Genomic DNA, 17,399 nt, shown 5'->3' with positions numbered 1-17,399 from the left:
GTCTCTCGGTTGCGGGTTCATGCGTCCTGCACGAGTCGCGCCACGGCGCGTTCCAGGCGGGCCATCCCTTCACGAACCTCTGCCTCGGAGATCACCAGCGACGGCGCCATGCGCAGCACGTTGGGTCCAGCGACCAGCGCCATCAACCCTTCTTCCATGGCCAGCGGCAGAATTTCCTTGGCGCGCCCTTCGTAGGCCGGCGCCATCTCGGCCCCGAGCAACAGACCCAGGCCGCGCACTTCCTTGAAGATGCCGTATTCGCGATTGATTGCCTCGAGGTGCTCCTTGAATAGCGCATGGCGATGCATGACGCCTTCCAGCACCTCGGCGGTATCGATGGTTTCTACCGCCGCCAGCGCCACCGCGCAGGCCAACGGGTTGCCACCGTAAGTAGAACCATGGGTGCCCACCGCCAACGACGGTGCCACACGATCGGTGGTCAACATGGCACCGACCGGGAAACCACCACCCAATGCCTTGGCACTGGTCAGGATGTCGGGCGTCACGCCGTAATGCATGTATGCATAGAGATGCCCGCTGCGGCCCACACCCGATTGTACTTCGTCGAATACCAGCAGCGCCTGATGCTCATCGCATAGCGTGCGCAGACCGCTCAGGAAGTCGGGATCGGCCGGCACCACGCCGCCCTCGCCTTGCATCGGCTCGACCACCACGGCGCAGGTCTCGTCGTCGATCAGCGCGCGGACGCTGTCGAGGTCGTTGTACACGGCATGTTCGATACGCCCGGGGATCGGCCCGAAGCCTTCGGAATACTTGGGCTGGCCACCGACGCTGACCGTAAACAGGGTGCGACCGTGGAACGACTGGCGGAAGGAGACGATCTTGTCCTTGTGCGCACCGACATTGTCGTACGCCCAGCGCCGAGCCAGTTTAAAGGCCGCCTCGTTGGCTTCACCGCCGGACGAACAGAAGTACGCCTTGTCGGCGAAGGTGCGCTCGACGAGCGACTTGGCCAGGGCCAGCGCCGGCTCATTGGTGTAGACGTTGGACAGATGCCAGAGCGTGTCGGCCTGCGCCTTGAGCGCCGATACCAGCGCGGGATGACAATGCCCCAGCGCGTTGACCGCGATCCCGCCGGCGAAATCGATGTATTCGCGCCCGTCCTGATCCCACAGACGGCTGCCTTCGCCGCGCACCGGAATCGTCCGCTGCGGGGAATAGTTGGGCACCATGTAGCGGTCGAAATCGTCGCGGGTCGGTGACTGGGACATCGTGTCGGTCCTCCTGGGTGGGTCAACGAATACGGTAGGTTGTCATTGAGTATACGAGGAGGGGAGGTATCGGGTCTTTCAGCAATGTGACGACGAATTATGAAAAGAGGTTGAGTTTTGTCGTCTACGCCCCGACTCACTTGTTTGCAGGCTCATGGTCGTGTCATCACGACACGAAGAGCCACCTAGACACACGAGGCGCTACAAGGAGACGCACCATGCAGATCGATCTCAGCGGCAAATCCGCCATCGTCACCGGCTCTACCGCCGGTATCGGCTTCGCCATCGCCCAGGGGTTGGCCGAAGCCGGTGCCGAGGTCACGCTCACCGGCCGCACCCAAGCGCGGGTCGACGCAGCGGTGAGCGACCTGAAAGCGGCGGTCTCGGGCGCGCGGGTGTCCGGCGTCGCCGCCGATTTGGGTAGCGCCGAAGGCTGTCAGACACTGATCGACGCACGCGCGGATACCGATATTCTGATCAACAACGTGGGGCTCTTCGGCCCGCAGGACTTCTTCGAGACCGATGACGAAACCTGGGAGCAGTTCTTCCAGGTCAATATCATGAGTGGCGTGCGGCTATCGCGCCATTACGCTCAAGGCATGAAATCGCGCGGCTGGGGACGCATCCAGTTCCTGTCCAGCGAATCGGCGCTGAATATTCCTTCCGAAATGGTTCACTACGGCATGACCAAGTCCGCCGTGCAGTCGATCTCGCGCGGGCTCGCCAAGGTGCTGGCCGGTACCGGCGTCACCGTCAACGCGGTGCTGCCCGGGCCGACGCGCTCCGAAGGCGTGGTCGGCATGATCGCCCAGATGGCAGATCAGGAAGGCGTTTCCCAGGAGGAAATGGAAGCGCGTTTCGTCAAGGAGAATCGGCCCAGCTCGATCATCGGCCGTCTCGCCACGCCCGAGGAAGTCGCCAACATGTGCGTCTACGCGGTATCACCGCAAGCCAGCGCCACCACCGGCGCCCCCTTGCGAGTGGAAGGCGGCATCGTCGACAGCATGGCGTAACCGCAGCGACATGCCGACTTTTCAAAAGACACGCCGGCTTTTAACAAAAACCTAGAGCGCCTTGCTGAGCCTGACGCGGAGTAGACGCTCGCCACCTCGCTCCACCCAGGCCTCGCCCTGGTGCGCCCAATCGCGACGTACCAGGGCCTCCGCCAGCACCAGGCTGGCCTCGATCCGCATGCACATCACGCCGCGCTGGTACATCTCGCCTTCGGCGAGCTCCAGCAAGCGACCACCCACGCCCCGCCTGGCCAGCGCGGGCCACACGTAAAGCGTTTCGATACGCCCTTCGCCGGGGTCGATCTCGCAGAATCCCACGCAGCGTCCGTCGCAGACCGCCACCAGCGTAGGATAGAGCACCTGGCGCGCCGCCCAGGCCTCGGCATCGCGCGGTAGGGCCATGGTCCACGCCTCGCGTTGCGCCAGCGTGTAATAACCGGCGGCACCCTGCATCACGGCATGGTGAAACACTTCCGCCTGATCAGCGGCATCACGCGGCGTAGCCTCGCGATAGACGATTCGTTCGGTCACCGTTGCCTCCTGAAAATGGCATGTCTCGCCGCACGGGCGCGCATTGGGCATAATACCATGATGATCGATTGCGACTTCCCCGCTGCCGAGACCTCGGACACGTTTACGCTCACGCCTATCGGACGTATCGCCAGCGACTACCCAGACAAGTTCGGCATTCCGCGCCAACCGGGGCTGGCCAGTGCCGCACGGGCGACGCTAACGCTTGCGCCAGCGTTCGCCGATCCACTCACTGTGCGCGGCCTGGACGCGTTCAGCCATCTGTGGCTGACCTTCGTCTTCCACCAAAGCCCCACGCGCTGGACGCCGTTAGTGCGCCCGCCGCGTCTGGGGGGCAATGCCAAACACGGCGTTTTCGCCACGCGCAGCACCCACCGCCCCAACCGTCTGGGGCTGTCGCTGGTCGAGCTAGTGAAGATCGACACGCACCACGGCGTGACGCTGCACCTGCGCGGGCACGATCTCGTCGACGGCACGCCGGTGCTCGATATCAAGCCATATCTGGCCTGGGCCGAAGCGCTCCCGGCGGCACGCAGTGGTTTCGCCCCCACGCCACCGCCGTCGCTGCCGGTGACGTTTTCGGCCGCCGCCGAAGCGGCTTTGCTGATGCGTCATGACGGCGACTCATTGCGTGAATTGATACGCCAGGTGCTGGCCCAGGATCCACGCCCCGCGTACCACAAAAACGCGCAGAATACGTCCGAACGCCGCTATGGCGTGCGCCTGCGCGATGTGGACGTACGCTGCTACCCGATCACGACCAACGGCCTCGACGCGATGCATGTGGAAGATATCGTCGTGGCGTCTTCTCCTGCATGAACGACATCGGGGCGCCCGTGGGCGCCCCGATGGCATAAGCCGAAAACGCGCGGCGATCAGAACGTGATGCCGATCCGCCGTCCGACTTCTTCATAGGCTTCGATGACGCCGCCCAGCCCCTGGCGAAAGCGATCCTTGTCCATCTTCTCGCGGGTGTTGGCGTCCCACAGACGGCAACCGTCCGGCGAGAATTCGTCGCCCAGAGTCACCTGGCCGTCGAACAGGCCGAACTCGAGCTTGTAATCGACCAGCAGCATGTCACCGTCGAGGAACAACTGCTTGAGGACATCGTTGACCTGGAAGGTCAGCGTTTTCATGGTCGCCAGTTGCTCGGGCGTCGCCCAGCCGAACGTCTCGGCCAGCGACTCGTTGATCATCGGGTCGCCATTGGCGTCGTCCTTGAGGAACAATTCGAAGGTCGGCGGCATCAGCGTCTGACCTTCCTCGACGCCGAGACGGCGTACCAGCCCACCCGCGGCGACATTGCGCACCACGCACTCGACGGGCATCATCTCGAGGTTCTTGACCACGCACTCATCATCGGAGAGCAGCGTCTCGAAATGCGTCGGGATGCCCGCCGCCTGGAGCTTTTCCATGATGAAGGCATTGAACTTGTTATTGACCATGCCCTTGCGCGCCAGCAATTCCTTCTTCTTGCCGTCGAAGGCGCTGGTGTCGTCGCGGAAGTGCAGGATCAAACGCTGCGGGTCATCGGTGCGGTAGACGGACTTGGCCTTGCCCGCGTACAGCTCGTCACGTTTTTCCATGGGGTCTCCACAATGGCCCTCACGGGGCCGACTGGCTCTTGTCTGAGCGCGGATCGCACGACCCGCGACGTATTCAAAGACTATTCAAGGCGTTTCCAGGATGCCAACGACGCACGACCTCGACTCACGCGATACTCTGCCAGGCGAAGCCATATTCCTGCGCCGATACCAGCAACCGTGACTCATCGCCGGACAACAACGGCGTCAGCGCTTCCAGCGCCAGTTCGGGGCGATTGTTCTCTTCCGAGATATGCGAACACACGATACGCTGTAGGCGATCCAACCCCAGCCGCGTCAAGAGCTCGGCGGCCTGGACATTGGCCAAGTGCCCCCAGTGACCGCCGACCCGCCGCTTGAGGTTGCGTGGGTAAGGGCCGACATCGAGCATGTGGCGATCGTGATTGCACTCGAGAATCAGCGCATCACAGCCCCGGAACGCATCGAGGACGTGTTCACTGGGATGGCCGAGGTCGGTGAGTACGCCCAGATGGCGACCATGCGCGCGAAACCGAAACTGCACCGGCTCGCGTGCATCGTGCGGCACCGTCACCGGATCGATCTCCAGTCCCTTGATCGCGAAGCGTGACTGAGGCACCACCCACTCATGGTGCGGCACCTCGCCCAGGCGCCCCGATAGCCAAGTGCCTGCGGTCAAATAGACCGGGAGCACGTAACGACGCGCCAGGGGCCCCACACCATGTATGTGATCGCCATGCTCATGGGTGAGAAGCACGGCGTCGAGCTGGCGGGGATGCAGACCGAACAGCGCGAGACGGCGTTCCGCCTCGCGCATGCCAAAGCCGCAATCCACCAGCACGTGCGTTTCACCGTCGCTGACCAAGGTGGCGTTGCCCTTGCTACCACTACCCAGCGATGCGAAACGCAGGGTCGCCTGGGGCTGATCTATCATGCCGTCCGGCATCTCAGCGCAAGGTCGCTGCCACGGCGTCGAGCACTTCACGGGCATCGCCCGAATCCACCGGGCCGCCGTCTTCGCCGCTGACGTTCACCTGCGTGGTGTCACGCGCATTGGCGCTGACATCGAGACGGTAGCGTTGGGTCGCATCGTCGCCGCCGAACCAGTCAAACCAGCCGGAATCGTCATCGCGGGCGGTGTAGTCGATCACGAACTGACCAGTGCTACGGTTCTGATCGACCAAGGCGCCCCGTTGATCCTCGAAGTTGTTCTCGAGCTGATAACGCAGTTCCGGCCAGGCACGTTCAAGATTCAGCGCCAGCTCGAGCTGCCACTCACCATCGTGGTTCGACAAGTTTACGCGGTCATTGCTCGCCAGCGGTTGTGCCGCCAGAGACACGCCTTCCTGGTCACCGACATTGTCGCTCAGGTAGCGCTGCAGCGCATCGAGGCACCGGGCTTCGTTGCCGCTGTTTTCACAACGCACTTCGCTGGAGCCTTCACGCAACCCCTGACGGACACTCAACGTCCCCAGGCCAGTCTCGAGGCGCCCGCTATCGGCATCGGCACTATCGACACTGGCGCCTTGCGCGGATGCGAATCCCTGCAACATCGGCCAGACACCGTCCGGGGCAGCATTGACGACCAACCAACGTTCGTCGCCGGCCTCGCGAGATTCGACGAATGCCGCCTCGGCTTCCTGGCTAGAGGCCAGCGGACGTGGGCGCGGCACATCGAAGTCTTCATCCGTGGCCACGAAATCACTCTCGGCATCAGGCACCGGCATGGCGTTCTGGTACTGTGACGAGTCGCGCGAATCCGGCAGCGTCACGGGCTCGACCACCTCGGCATCGGCGTATTCAGCGTTACGATCATAATAAAAACCGGAACGGCTACAGCCACTTACGATCAGAGTGGCGCCGATGATCAGCGGCATCCATTTAAGGACGGGTTTCATGCATCCACCTTCTTTATGCGTTGGTCGGCGTCGAGGAGCATCGCTAACGCAGGTAAACGTCTGACTCCCGCTCACGACGGTATGTCAGTCTTCGACCACCTCGGCAAGCTGCAATGCCTCGCTCACCGTGGAGTGATACTTATCGGATAGCCATGTCATCGGTAGACGAATGCCCTGCTCCGCCAACCCCATGCGGTTGAGCGCCCATTTCACGGGAATCGGATTGGCCTCGACGCCCAGTGCGGTGTGCAGCGACATGAGGCGTGAGTTGATTTGATGCGCCCGCTCTTCATCGCCGGCCACGGCGGCGACGCAGAGGTCGTGCACGGCACGCGGCGCGACGTTGGCGCATACCGAGATATCGCCGTGGCCGCCCATCAACATGAAATCACACGCCGTGGGGTCGTCGCCGGAATAAAGCGCGAAGCCGGTATCCTTGAGACGCTCGACAAGCTCCTCGGCGCGTTCGAGGTTACCGGTGGCGTCCTTGAGTCCGACGATGTTCTCGATCTCGGCAAGACGGAACACGGTCTCGTTGTAGATATCCGAGCAGGTGCGACCGGGCACGTTATAGAGAATGACCGGCAGTCCACCACCCTCGGCGACGGCCTTGAAATGCTGGTAAAGCCCTTCCTGAGTCGGCTTGTTGTAGTAAGGGGCCACCGACAAGCAGAGATCCGCGCCTACTTCGCGTGCGTAACGTGCCAGCTCGACCGCTTCCGAGGTCGCGTTGGCGCCGGTACCGGCGATGACCGGAATGCGGCCGTCGACTTCTTCGACGACGCAGCGAATGACGTCAAAATGTTCGGCGAACGACATGGTGGTCGGCTCACCGGTGGTACCCGCCGCGACGATGGCATCGGTGCCATTGTCGAGATGGAACTCCACCAGGCGACGCAGCGCCTCCCAGTCGATATCGCCACTGGCCTTCATCGGTGTCGCCAACGCGACGATGCTGCCTGTGATCATTCTGCAGTGCTCTCCTGTGAATCGGGCCAGCGTGCCACCGGCATGCGCGGGCGATAAAAAGGCACGTATCGCCAACCGGGCGTTTCCAGCGCCGGACCGGTTTTTCCTGTCATGATGTCGATCAACGTCAAATGGTACTCAGCCAGCTTCATCCTGTACAGAAGCGGCGTGCTTTGACACGTGCGCCTGGCTGCAATGTAATCTTAACTGCCCACGTTCAGGCAACGACACCTTTCACGTCAGTATTCGAGGAACTCTCCATGAGCGTCAGCATCGGCCAGCACGTACCCGATTTCAGTGCCCCGGCAACGGGCGATACGCAGATCACACTTTCCGACTACCGTGGCCGGCAGGTCGTGATCTATTTCTACCCCAAGGATAGTACCCCGGGCTGCACCACCGAAGGGGGCGACTTCCGCGACCATAAGGCCGACTTCGAGGCCGCCAACACCGTGATTCTCGGTGTCTCGCGAGACGGACTGCGTGCCCATGAGAACTTCAAGACCAAGCAAGGGTTCAATTTTGAGCTGATTTCCGACAAGGACGAGGCACTATGCCAACTCTTCGATGTCATCAAGCTCAAGAAACTCTATGGCAAGGAGCATCTGGGAATAGAGCGCAGCACCTTCCTGGTCGACACCGACGGCAAACTGGCGCGCGAATGGCGCAAGGTAAAGGTCAAGGGCCACGTCGAGGAGGTACTCGACGCCGCCCGCGAACTCAATACGGCCTCCTGATCACTGCTCCGCCGGGGGAGACCGCAGGCCTGGATCGCGCACACCGCGCGGCCAGGCATACACCAGCGCCTTGATCAAGGTCGCCAGCGGAATCGCAAAGAATACGCCCCAAAAGCCCCAGATACCGCCGAAAAACAGCACCGCCAGAATGATCGACACCGGATGCAGGTTGACCGCCTCGGAAAACAGGATGGGCACCAGCACATTGCCATCCAGCGCCTGAATAACGGCATAGGCCAGCAGTACGTAGACGAGTTGATTGCCGATGCCGAAGTGGAAACCCGCGACGGCCGCCACCGGCAAGGTCGCCACCGCCGCGCCGATGTACGGTACCAGCACCGACAAGCCGACGATCAGTGCCAGCAAGGTGGAATAAGGCAACCCGAACGTCCAGAAGGTAATGAAGGCTACCACGCCCACGATCAGGATCTCGATCGCCTTGCCGCGAATGTAGTTGGCAATCTGATCGTCCATTTCATGCCAGATGCGCGTCATCAGGACACGCTTCTTGGGCAGCAGGGACAGCAGGAACAGCGTCAGGCGCTCGCGGTCCTTGAGCAGGAAGAACACCAGAATCGGCACCAGTACTAGATAGACAAGCACACCTAATAGATTGCCCAACGACGCCAGCGAAAGCGTCAGCGCCCGTTGCCCGAGCTGGGTCGCCTCGCGTCCGGCGGTGGCGATCCACTGTTCGATCTGATCGGGAGTGATCAAGGTCGGATAGTGCGACTGCAAGGTATCCAGCCATGCCTGGCCACTGGCGAACATACGCGGCGCCTCCTGCACCAGCTCCACCATCTGGTTCCAGACCAGCGGCATGATCACCAAGGCCAGCGCCAATAATGCCCCCAGAAAGATCAGAAACACGACCAATACCGACAGCAGGCGTGGCAAGCCGCGCCGCTCTAGCCACGCGACCACGCCTTCCAGGAGGAAGGCCAGCACCAGGGCGGTGAAGAACGGCGCCAGCATCCGACCCAGGCAGATGACGGCGGCAAAACCCAACACCAGCACGATGAGCAAGACGACCGCTTCCTCATCCGAGAAATAGCGCTCCATCCACCCCTTGAAGAGGCCTTTCATGGTCATGCTGTGCTTCCTCGTTCGCCCTTGCGCAGCCAATAAAAGTAGACGCCGTCCCTTTCTTCGCGCGCCTCGAGGCAGTGCGTCCCCTGCGCAGCAAAGGTCTCGAAATCCTGCCACGACCCCACATCGGTCGCCTGAATCTCGAGCAACGCGCCCACTTCGAGCGTCGATAGGGCCTGCTTGGCCTTGAGTAGCGGCAACGGACAATGCAGGCCACGTGCGTCAAGCATATGATCGGGTTGCAACGCCATCTGCGCCCCCAGCGGTTCGGTAGTTGAAAACGCAACGATTTAAAGGCACTTTGCCAGTCAGTTCAATGTCGAAGACAACGGTAGCATGGCGTGCATCATGCCGTCGGTCTACCCGCCCCGTCGCGCCATTCAAGAGGATACCCATGCCACGTCGCTGGACGCTGCTTCCTGCCCTATGCCTCGCCGTGACATTTTGCGCTTTCGCGCCGAATGCCCTGGCGCAAGACGATTACGGCCTTCCCGAGTTGGGTGGCTCGAGCGCCACCGTCTCAAGCGCAGAGGAACACCGCCTGGGACGCGCCTGGCTACGCCAGTTCCGCGCTCAGACCGACAAGTGGCAAGACCCTATCGCCCAGGATTACATTCATGGCCTGGTGGCGCGCCTATTACCACATGCCGGAGTCCATGACGACACCGTCATCACCATAGTCGACAGCCGACTGCTCAATGCCTTCGCCGTGCCGGGCGGCGTGGTCGGCGTCAACAGCGGTCTGTTCACCTTCACCGAGAGCGAGGACGCCCTGGCCTCGGTGATCGCCCACGAGCTCGGCCACCTATCACAGCATCATTTCGCGCGCCGCATGCAGCGCGTGGAAGAGACGCAGTTGCCCACCATGGGCGCCATGCTGGTCGGCATGGTCCTTGCTGCGGGTGGCGCAGGCGATGCAGGGCTGGCCACCATGGTCGGCACGCAAGCGGCGTTCATCCAGGACCAGCTCGCCTATTCCCGGCGTTTCGAAGAGGAAGCCGATCGCGTCGGACTGGAGGCCCTGGCCGATGCCGGCTTCGACCCGCAGGCCATGCCTGAACTTTTCCGCGCCATGCAACGCTTGTCCAGCCTACAGGGCGGCAACCCGCCGGAATTCCTGCTCACACACCCGGTCACCAAAGCCCGCATCGCCGACACCCAGGCCCGCGCTGACCAGATGCCCTCGCCCGCACCGCACGATAGCACGGCCTTCAGCCTGATTCGCGCTCGCGCCCTGCTCGCGCTCAATCGCGACAATCCCGACCAGGCCATGACTCAGCTACGTCAGGACAACCCTCCCGACGCCGCGATACGTTACCTGCAAGCGCTGATCGAGGCCCACAACGGTCATACCGCACAGGCACTCGATACGATCGACCAGTTAAGCGCAGCGCAGCCGAATCTCTCGATGCTACCGGCCAGCGCAGCCCAGGTGGCGCTCGATGCCGACCAGCGCGATGTTGCATTGACCCGCGCCCGGCGGATCCTGCGTTTGCAACCGGACTACCGCCCGGCGCAGCTCATCGAGGCGGAGGTGCTGCTGCAGCAGGCCCCACGCCAGGCATACGACATCCTGCGCCGCATGAGCGATCAATATCCCGAGGACCCGCAGGTCTTCTCTCTGCTCGCGGAAGCCGCCGGACGTAGCGACCGCAATCTGTGGGGCATGCTCGCCCGCGCCGAACAATTGCAGCTGACCGGTCATATCGACCGCGCCATCAAACAGCTCGATATCGCCGAAGAGACGGCACGCGACCAGGGCGACTTCGCCATGGCCAGCCGCTTGGTTGAACGCCGCAAGGCGTATCTGGGGTATCGGCAAACGCTGCAGGACTTCTAGGCTTTATACGAAAACTGCGGTCAATGACGGGGGATGCGTTCGTCGCGCGGGCTGATGCCGAAATGGTTACGGTACGCCGTGGAGAAATGCGCTCCGGAGGAAAAGCCCGTGGAAAGGGCGATGTCGCCGACCGCCTGTTCACTGTCACGCAGCAACTGGCGGGCTTTCTGAAGACGCAGTTCCAGATAATAACGGCTGGGCACCGCCTGCAGATACTTCTTGAACAGCCGCTCCAGTTGCCGCCGGGAAATCCCCAGGTGTTCAGCCAGCTCGTGAGTGGTCAGCGGCTCCTCGATGTTGGAATCCATCAGCGTCACTGCGTCAACCAGGCTCTGCGGTGCGTGCGAGAGACGCGCGCGCAGTGGTACATGCTGGGGCTCGTCCGCCATGCGGATGCGCTCGCAGACGAAATGCTCGGAGACGCTCTCGGCCAGCCGCGCGCCATGCTGCTGCGCGATCAACGTCATCATCATATCCATCGCCGCCGTGCCGCCCCCGCAGGTCAAGCGACCACGATCGATCTCGAACAACTGATGCGAGACATGTACGCCAGGAAAATCCCGCGTGAACGCATCGGCCCCGGCGACGTGCAGCGTGACGCGATAGCCCTCCAGCACACCGGCACGTGCCAGCATTTGGGTGCCACCGGCGATGCCGCCCAGCATGACCCCGCGTGAAGCCAGCCGTTGCAGCCAACCATGCAAGTTCAAAGATTCGCTCTCTGGCGACGGACTCACGCCGCACACCATGAGCATGTCCAAAGGCTGGACATCGCTGCCCGCCACGCTTTCCGGCGTCAACGCCAGCTCCGCAGCGCTTTTCACCGCGCGCCCATCGAGCCCGAAAGTTCGTGGCACATAGAGTCGACGCTCGGCCAGCAAATTAGCGACGTGTAACGGCTCCATGGCGCAGGCCTGCGCCAGCATCGAAAACCCCGGCAACAGCAGAAATCCCACCTGGCGCGGGGCATCGCGGCGCTCTTCACTCTCTGGCATCAAGCAGCGCCTCCACCAGCGTGTCCGCCTCGCGGTCGATCTGCGCGGCCCGCGTAACGGCAAACGTCTGGCACGTCTTTTCAGAGCGGCCCCGGGGCATACGCTTGGACGCGACGATCACAGCTGCACGACGTCGAACTCCGCCACGGGGTCGACGTCCGCCTCATAATCGACATCCTCGCGCTCGAAGCCGAACAGCTTGAGAAAGTCGTGCTTGTAACCGGCATAATCGGCCAGCGTGAAGAGGTTATCGGTGGTCACCTGCGGCCATAGCTCCTTGCATGGCTGCTGCACGTCATCACGTAGCTCCCAATCGTCGAGACGCAGGCGGCCCGCTTCGTCGGTATCCTGCTCTTGTGATGAATACAGACGCTCGGCATACAGGCGGTTGAGCTGATCGATGGTGCCCTCATGCAGGCCCTTTTCTTTCATGACCTTGTAGACCATCGAGATATAAAGCGGCATCACCGGGATCGCCGCGCTGGCCTGGGTTACTACCGACTTGAGCACCGCCACGTTGGCGCTGCCGCCCTCCTTGGAAAGACGCGCGTCGATCTCGCCAGCGGCGCGGTCGAGATCTTCCTTGGCCTTGCCCAGCGCACCATGCCAGTAGATCGGCCAGGTAATCTCGGTGCCGATATAGCTGAACGCCACGCTGCGCGCGCCCGGCGCCAAAACGCCCGCCTCATCCAGCGCGTCGATCCAAAGCTCCCAGTCCTCGCCGCCCATGACGGTGGTGGTATCGGCGATTTCCTGCTCGGTGGCCGGCTCCACGGAGGCCTCGGTGATGGCATCCTTGTTGGTATCGATAGCCGTGGCGGTATAAGTCTCGCCGATGGGCTTGAGGGCAGAACGCTTGAGCTCGCCGCTATCGGGCATCTTGCGTACCGGCGAGGCCAGCGAGTACACCACCAGGTCGACCTGGCCCAGGTCCTGTTTGATCAACTCGATGGCCTGGGTGCGAGCTTCGTGCGAGAAGGCATCGCCATTGATCGCCTTGCTGTAAAGGCCTTCTTCCTTGGCGAACTTGTCAAACGCCGCCGAGTTGTACCACCCCGCCGTGCCCGGCTTCTTCTCGGTGCCCGGCTTCTCGAAGAAGACCCCGAGGGTCGACGCCCCGTAACCGAAGGCCGCGGTGACACGCGCGGCCAGGCCATAGCCGCTGGAGGCGCCGATCACCAACACCTTCTTCGGACCATTTTGCTGCTCGCTTTGCGGAATGTTCGCACGCGTGGTGGCGATCTGCTCGGCGATATTGCGCTCGCAGCCTTTGGGGTGCGTCGTCGTGCAGATGAAACCACGAACCTTGGGTTTGATGATCACAGAGGGAACCTCTTTGCTGACGTTATTCGTTGATCGCGGTCGGAACCGCCACGGGGAAACGCGCGCCAATGCACGGTTTCTTTATTGAGGGGCATTCTAGCGGGTGATGGCGTCCATGTCCGCACCCCTTGTTCGCTATGGCCGTGTGGCCGAAGATGCCCCTTCACAGCGAAGAGCCAAAACATGCACGACCCCAACGAGCTTGAAACCCTACTGGAACGCCGTGGCGCCCTATGGCTGGCACTCTCGCCCCTCTGGCTCGAGCGCGAGCCCCGGGAACGCGAATATACCCGCATGCTCGAGGTGGTCGAGACACAAGGCCATACCCCTCAGGAGCTGGAAATGATCTATCGGCTGGAGATGGCGCCGGTCATGTCGCGTCGCCAGATGTCGGTGGCCGGCGAATGGCGTGACTTCGACGAGGACCGCCTGCTGCTCGACCTGGCACGCCACACGCGTCGCCTGCATGGCTGGCGCAGGGGCTTTTGGCTGCTGTTTTCCGGATTGACCACGATGATGAGTCGGCCACGCTTCGACATCTTGATCGAACGTCTGCAAACGGCTGCGCCATGAGCCGGACGCGCGTCATGCCGAGAACGGAATGTCCAGTGCCTGCTCGATATCCCTCGCCATGCGGCGCGGCGAGACGCGCGGCGCGAAACGTCGGATAACATGGCCATCACGCCCCACCAGGAACTTGGTGAAATTCCACTTGATGGGAGTGCTTCCCAGTACGCCCGGCGCCTGGCGGCGCAGCAGCACGAACAGCGGATGGGCATCGCGTCCGTTGACGTGGATCTTCTCCATCACCGGAAAACTGACCCGATATTCACGCATGCAGAAAGCGCCGAACCCCTCGGCTGACTCCGGTGTCTGACGGCCGAACTGATTGCAGGGGAACGCCAACACGGTAAAGCCTTGATCGTGATAACGGCGATACAGCCATTCGAGCTCTTTGAGTTGCGGCGTATAACCGCAGCGGCTGGCGACATTGACGATCAACAGCACCTGCCCGCGCAGCGCGCGCAGATTGAAGGGCTCCATCCGGTTGGTATGGCAATCCTGGCTATATAGCGTCATGGCGGTCGCGCATCGCGTTCATCATGGGGATACCTCTTCATTGTCGTCCGCCTGCGGCAGGGCTTCAATCGTCCCGTGCCATCAACCAGCCTTGGGCGAGCATATGTTCCAGCGCGACGCGGCTGTCCGGTGTGGCGTCTTCAAGTGCCAGCGCAGCCTCCACCGTTAACCAGGTAGCGTCGGCGACTTCATCCGGTTGCAAGACCAACGATCCCTCATAGTCGGCCATGAAAGCACTGCCATGAATGAAGTTTCCGACATCGGTATAACGAAACGTGAAACACGGCGTCAACGACACGCCCTCGATGCCAAGTTCTTCTGCCAGCTCGCGACGCGCGGCGACATGTTCCGCTTCCCCCGCGCCGACTACGCCACCGGTGGCCAGATCATGACAGCCAGGAAAGACTTCCTTGGTCAGTGTGCGGCGCTGCACGCATAACTCACCCCGACCATTGCGCACGAACACGTACGTCGCGCGGTGCCAGAAGCGAAAGCGCCGCATCAGTCTGCGCGAGGCACTGCCGCAAGGACGATTATGAGCGTCGACCAGCTGGATCCGCTCATCCTTGATGACCGGCTCGGGCAGCGACTCAAGCGTTGCGGAAGACGACGGCGTGACCATGGCGTGTCCTGTGACGTGTCGGTGCGGGAAAGCTTCAGCATGCCAGAGCCCGGGCATCACGTCATGTCGAAGATACTACTGGACATGCAGAAGGCCTATCCCCAGAAGCGTGGGCCAAGTCACGTCTCAAGCCGGGCTATCGCAGGCTTGCCAACGCCGTGGGGTCGCGCGCTGCGTCAGCGCCCCGATGAAGGCGGCGAGCGACAACGCCGCTACGACACTGCCATACACGTACGTCGTCGGCAGCAAGCCCATGTGTTGCGTCGCCACGCCACCGGCCATGGCCAAAAGGCTAGCGGACAAATAGCAAATGACATAGAACGCTGCCATCAACGCTGAGCGCTCGGTGGGCGGTGCCAATGGCATCACCGTACGCATGGCGCCCATGAAAGCCGCGCCGAAACCGATCCCGGCCAAGGCAGTACCGCTCAGCAGCACCGCCACACTGCGCCAATACACCCCCAACAACAGCACGCTCATGCCGACGATCAAGCAGCCCGTGCCGATGAGCACGGCCACACGAGGCGGCTTGGCGCGCAGCGTCAACACACTGATGGCGCCCACGCAGGGCAACAGGAACGTGATCAGGCAACCGACCAGCGGGTTATGAATACCACTGACGGTCTCTACCAGCGTGGGGCCCAGCGACAGCGAGAAACCGCCCAGCGCCCAGGACGAGATCACCGCTGACACCACGCGCATCAGCGGCCCCCGGACAGGCTGTGGTACAGAGGCGCGTGGCCGCAGAGAAGCCCAGGCGCCCGGGCGCGGCGTCACGCTTTCGCGGATGCGGCCCAGCAGCAGGCCTTGAACCACCAGAGTGATGGCCAAGAGTGCGTACACTAGATGCAGCGGCGCGGGCGCATACGTTACCAAGATACCCGCAAACAGGGCGCCGATGCCCATGCCGAATAGCGGTGCGATACTCGCCATGACGGGCCCACGCTGGTGGTCGCTATCGAGCATGGCCGCCGCCAGTGCGCTGGTCACGACACCAGTGGCGAGGCCCTGCAGAATACGCGCCGCCATGAGCCACGCCAGACTATCGGCCCAGAAGAACACTCCCAACGACAGGATTTCACCCAGGATGGCGCCGGCCACTACGGGCCGCCGACCGATATGGTCCGACAGTGACCCGGACACCAGTAGCGCCACCAGCAAGGCAAATACGTAGCTAGCAAATACCAGCGTGAGCATCGTGGCGGAGAACCCCCACGTCTGCTGATAGAGCCGGTACAACGGCGTCGGAGCACTGGATGCCGCCAGGAAAGTGATCATCAGGATGGCATAATACGTCAGTTGCCCGAGGCGCGGCGTCGGGTAGGCACCCGGCGTACCCGGGGATGAAGGCGGTGTCATGATAAAATCCATTAATGCTAAGATTGTGCGTTAAGAGCAGTCTGAACTTAGCAGGCTCATAAAGCAAATATTTTGCGTTAGGTGACTATGGCCATCAAAGAAGCCGTTCGCCCCGGGGGGCGCAGCGCACGGGTGCAAGAAGCTGTGCATCAAGCGGTTCGCGAGCTGCAGACCGCCAAGTCCCGCGAGGAACTCAGCGTGCCACAGATCGCCAGCAAGGCCGGCGTGACGCCGTCGACGATCTATCGCCGCTGGGGAAACATCGCCGAGTTGCTGGCGGACGTGTCGCTCGAGCGCCTGCGCCCCGACGACGAACCGCCGCATACCGGTTCCTTGGCGGGCGATCTTCAGGCCTGGGGCGAGCAATATCTCGATGAGATGACCTCACCAACCGGCCAGTGCATGCTCGGCGATATCATGGCTAGCGCCGAGCGCGAACGACGCGAACGCTGCCGCCGTTATGCCGAGCAGATCATGGCATGCCTGCGTGAACGCGCCGTGAAACGCGGCGACACCACGCCATCGGTCGAGGACTTGATGGATGGCGTGATCGCGCCGATGACCTACCGACTGCTTTATGACCTCGACACGGCGACGCCCGAGCGGCTCCGTCGCTGGATCGCGCAGACGCTGCCGAATACCAACGCGCCCAGCTAATCCCACCAGGGTCGCATTGACCCCGGCATCACGTCTGACCATGCTCGAAGCACGGCGCATCCCATTGCCGTCTTCAGGAGTCGCTTCCATGGCCGATCATGCCGCTCGCACTCATCTCGCCACGCACGACGTCACCAACCAACCTTCGCTCGGCGGTGATCGTGACCTCCTGGAAGAGGACACGGCCCTGCGCGAGGCACTGGCCCGCGAGGCTCCGGCTTGGGTCGCGGCGCGTATTGCCCCGCTCGCCCGTGAGGCCGGGCGCGACACCTGGCAAACCATCGCCGACGAGGCCAACCGGCACCCTCCCGAATTGCACTTGTTCGATCGCCACGGGCGCCGGCTCGACGAGGTGCACTACACCGAGGCCTATCACCGCTTGATGCATCTCGCCTGCGATGGCGGCTGGCAGGCCGTGGCCTGGGAACAGGAAGGTAAAGGCGGCCACCAGGCGCATGTCGCCGCGCTTTATCTCTTGACCCAGGTCGAGCC

At 62.5% G+C, this 17,399-nt stretch carries 19 protein-coding genes and 1 pseudogene; 7 read left to right on the top strand and 13 right to left on the bottom strand.

The genetic code is table 11. The annotated features are described in order from the left end of the window. Positions 1-17 precede the first annotated feature (17 nt). Entirely contained in the window at positions 18-1,232 is a 1,215-nt protein-coding gene (locus OP495_RS06485) for an aspartate aminotransferase family protein (protein ID WP_280567963.1), read from the bottom strand. Between the two features lie 218 nt (positions 1,233-1,450). On the opposite strand from OP495_RS06485, the gene OP495_RS06480 reads away from it, so the two are divergent. After that, a complete protein-coding gene (locus tag OP495_RS06480) occupies positions 1,451-2,245 on the top strand; it encodes an SDR family oxidoreductase (RefSeq protein ID WP_280567960.1) in 795 nt (264 codons plus the stop codon). A 51-nt stretch (positions 2,246-2,296) separates the two neighbouring features. On the opposite strand, the gene OP495_RS06475 is transcribed toward OP495_RS06480, so the two are convergent. After that, positions 2,297-2,827 carry a GNAT family N-acetyltransferase gene (locus tag OP495_RS06475; protein ID WP_280567958.1) on the bottom strand — a complete coding sequence of 177 codons (531 nt, stop codon included), beginning with the start codon at positions 2,825-2,827 and terminating at the stop codon, positions 2,297-2,299. A gap of 6 nt (positions 2,828-2,833) precedes the next feature. Between OP495_RS06475 and tsaA the strand changes: the two genes are divergently transcribed. Then, entirely contained in the window at positions 2,834-3,595 is a 762-nt protein-coding gene (gene tsaA / locus OP495_RS06470) for a tRNA (N6-threonylcarbamoyladenosine(37)-N6)-methyltransferase TrmO (RefSeq protein WP_280567955.1), read from the top strand. Positions 3,596-3,651: 56 nt separating this feature from the next. Here tsaA and purC read toward each other — a convergent pair whose 3' ends face one another. The 4 genes from purC to dapA all read right to left on the bottom strand — a co-directional run bounded on the left by purC (position 3,652) and on the right by dapA (position 7,205). Continuing rightward, complete coding sequence (gene purC / locus OP495_RS06465) at positions 3,652-4,362, bottom strand: phosphoribosylaminoimidazolesuccinocarboxamide synthase (RefSeq protein ID WP_280563934.1); 711 nt, start codon at positions 4,360-4,362, stop codon at positions 3,652-3,654. A gap of 124 nt (positions 4,363-4,486) precedes the next feature. Then, the gene (locus OP495_RS06460) at positions 4,487-5,272 is read right to left on the bottom strand and encodes an MBL fold metallo-hydrolase (protein ID WP_280567953.1); all 786 of its coding nucleotides are present in this window, start codon (positions 5,270-5,272) and stop codon (positions 4,487-4,489) included. Positions 5,273-5,285: 13 nt separating this feature from the next. Next, positions 5,286-6,236, bottom strand: coding sequence for an outer membrane protein assembly factor BamC (locus OP495_RS06455; protein WP_280567950.1), 951 nt, complete (start codon positions 6,234-6,236; stop codon positions 5,286-5,288). A gap of 84 nt (positions 6,237-6,320) precedes the next feature. Next, entirely contained in the window at positions 6,321-7,205 is an 885-nt protein-coding gene (gene dapA, locus OP495_RS06450) for a 4-hydroxy-tetrahydrodipicolinate synthase (RefSeq protein WP_280567947.1), read from the bottom strand. A gap of 260 nt (positions 7,206-7,465) precedes the next feature. On the opposite strand from dapA, the gene OP495_RS06445 reads away from it, so the two are divergent. Then, the gene (locus tag OP495_RS06445) at positions 7,466-7,942 is read left to right on the top strand and encodes a peroxiredoxin (protein WP_280567944.1); all 477 of its coding nucleotides are present in this window, start codon (positions 7,466-7,468) and stop codon (positions 7,940-7,942) included. On the opposite strand, the gene OP495_RS06440 is transcribed toward OP495_RS06445, so the two are convergent. Beyond that, complete coding sequence (locus OP495_RS06440) at positions 7,943-9,034, bottom strand: AI-2E family transporter (RefSeq protein ID WP_280563928.1); 1,092 nt, start codon at positions 9,032-9,034, stop codon at positions 7,943-7,945. It abuts the gene before it with no gap. After that, positions 9,031-9,282, bottom strand: a complete 252-nt coding sequence (locus tag OP495_RS06435; protein WP_280567941.1) for a sulfurtransferase TusA family protein — start codon at positions 9,280-9,282, stop codon at positions 9,031-9,033. The genes OP495_RS06440 and OP495_RS06435 overlap by 4 nt, the downstream gene beginning before the upstream one ends. Positions 9,283-9,425: 143 nt before the next feature. On the opposite strand from OP495_RS06435, the gene OP495_RS06430 reads away from it, so the two are divergent. Continuing rightward, positions 9,426-10,871 carry a M48 family metalloprotease gene (locus tag OP495_RS06430; RefSeq protein WP_280567939.1) on the top strand — a complete coding sequence of 482 codons (1,446 nt, stop codon included), beginning with the start codon at positions 9,426-9,428 and terminating at the stop codon, positions 10,869-10,871. A 20-nt stretch (positions 10,872-10,891) separates the two neighbouring features. Here OP495_RS06430 and OP495_RS06425 read toward each other — a convergent pair whose 3' ends face one another. Both OP495_RS06425 and fabV read right to left on the bottom strand, forming a co-directional pair. Beyond that, positions 10,892-11,866 (bottom strand): GlxA family transcriptional regulator, encoded by a 975-nt coding sequence (locus tag OP495_RS06425; RefSeq protein ID WP_280567936.1) that lies wholly within the window; start codon positions 11,864-11,866, stop codon positions 10,892-10,894. A 117-nt stretch (positions 11,867-11,983) separates the two neighbouring features. After that, complete coding sequence (gene fabV / locus OP495_RS06420) at positions 11,984-13,189, bottom strand: enoyl-ACP reductase FabV (protein ID WP_280567934.1); 1,206 nt, start codon at positions 13,187-13,189, stop codon at positions 11,984-11,986. A 183-nt stretch (positions 13,190-13,372) separates the two neighbouring features. On the opposite strand from fabV, the gene OP495_RS06415 reads away from it, so the two are divergent. Beyond that, positions 13,373-13,762 (top strand): hypothetical protein, encoded by a 390-nt coding sequence (locus tag OP495_RS06415; protein WP_280563922.1) that lies wholly within the window; start codon positions 13,373-13,375, stop codon positions 13,760-13,762. A 12-nt stretch (positions 13,763-13,774) separates the two neighbouring features. On the opposite strand, the gene OP495_RS06410 is transcribed toward OP495_RS06415, so the two are convergent. From OP495_RS06410 to OP495_RS06400, 3 genes are all read right to left on the bottom strand, one after another. Further along, on the bottom strand, positions 13,775-14,269 hold the full coding sequence (locus OP495_RS06410) for a glutathione peroxidase (RefSeq protein ID WP_280563921.1): 495 nt from the start codon (positions 14,267-14,269) through the stop codon (positions 13,775-13,777). Positions 14,270-14,333: 64 nt separating this feature from the next. Next, positions 14,334-14,891 carry an NUDIX hydrolase gene (locus OP495_RS06405; protein ID WP_280563920.1) on the bottom strand — a complete coding sequence of 186 codons (558 nt, stop codon included), beginning with the start codon at positions 14,889-14,891 and terminating at the stop codon, positions 14,334-14,336. A gap of 126 nt (positions 14,892-15,017) precedes the next feature. Continuing rightward, entirely contained in the window at positions 15,018-16,250 is a 1,233-nt protein-coding gene (locus OP495_RS06400; RefSeq protein ID WP_280567932.1) for an MFS transporter, read from the bottom strand. Between the two features lie 87 nt (positions 16,251-16,337). Here OP495_RS06400 and OP495_RS06395 point away from each other — a divergent pair, with 87 nt between their 5' ends. Continuing rightward, positions 16,338-16,907, top strand: a complete 570-nt coding sequence (locus OP495_RS06395; protein WP_280563918.1) for a TetR/AcrR family transcriptional regulator — start codon at positions 16,338-16,340, stop codon at positions 16,905-16,907. A gap of 88 nt (positions 16,908-16,995) precedes the next feature. Then, positions 16,996-17,399: pseudogene (locus tag OP495_RS06390) on the top strand (DNA alkylation response protein); the annotation flags it as partial.

This window comes from Chromohalobacter sp. 296-RDG (assembly GCF_029889885.1).
GTDB lineage: Bacteria > Pseudomonadota > Gammaproteobacteria > Pseudomonadales > Halomonadaceae > Chromohalobacter.
This window is presented reverse-complemented; position numbering and strand designations above follow the sequence as displayed.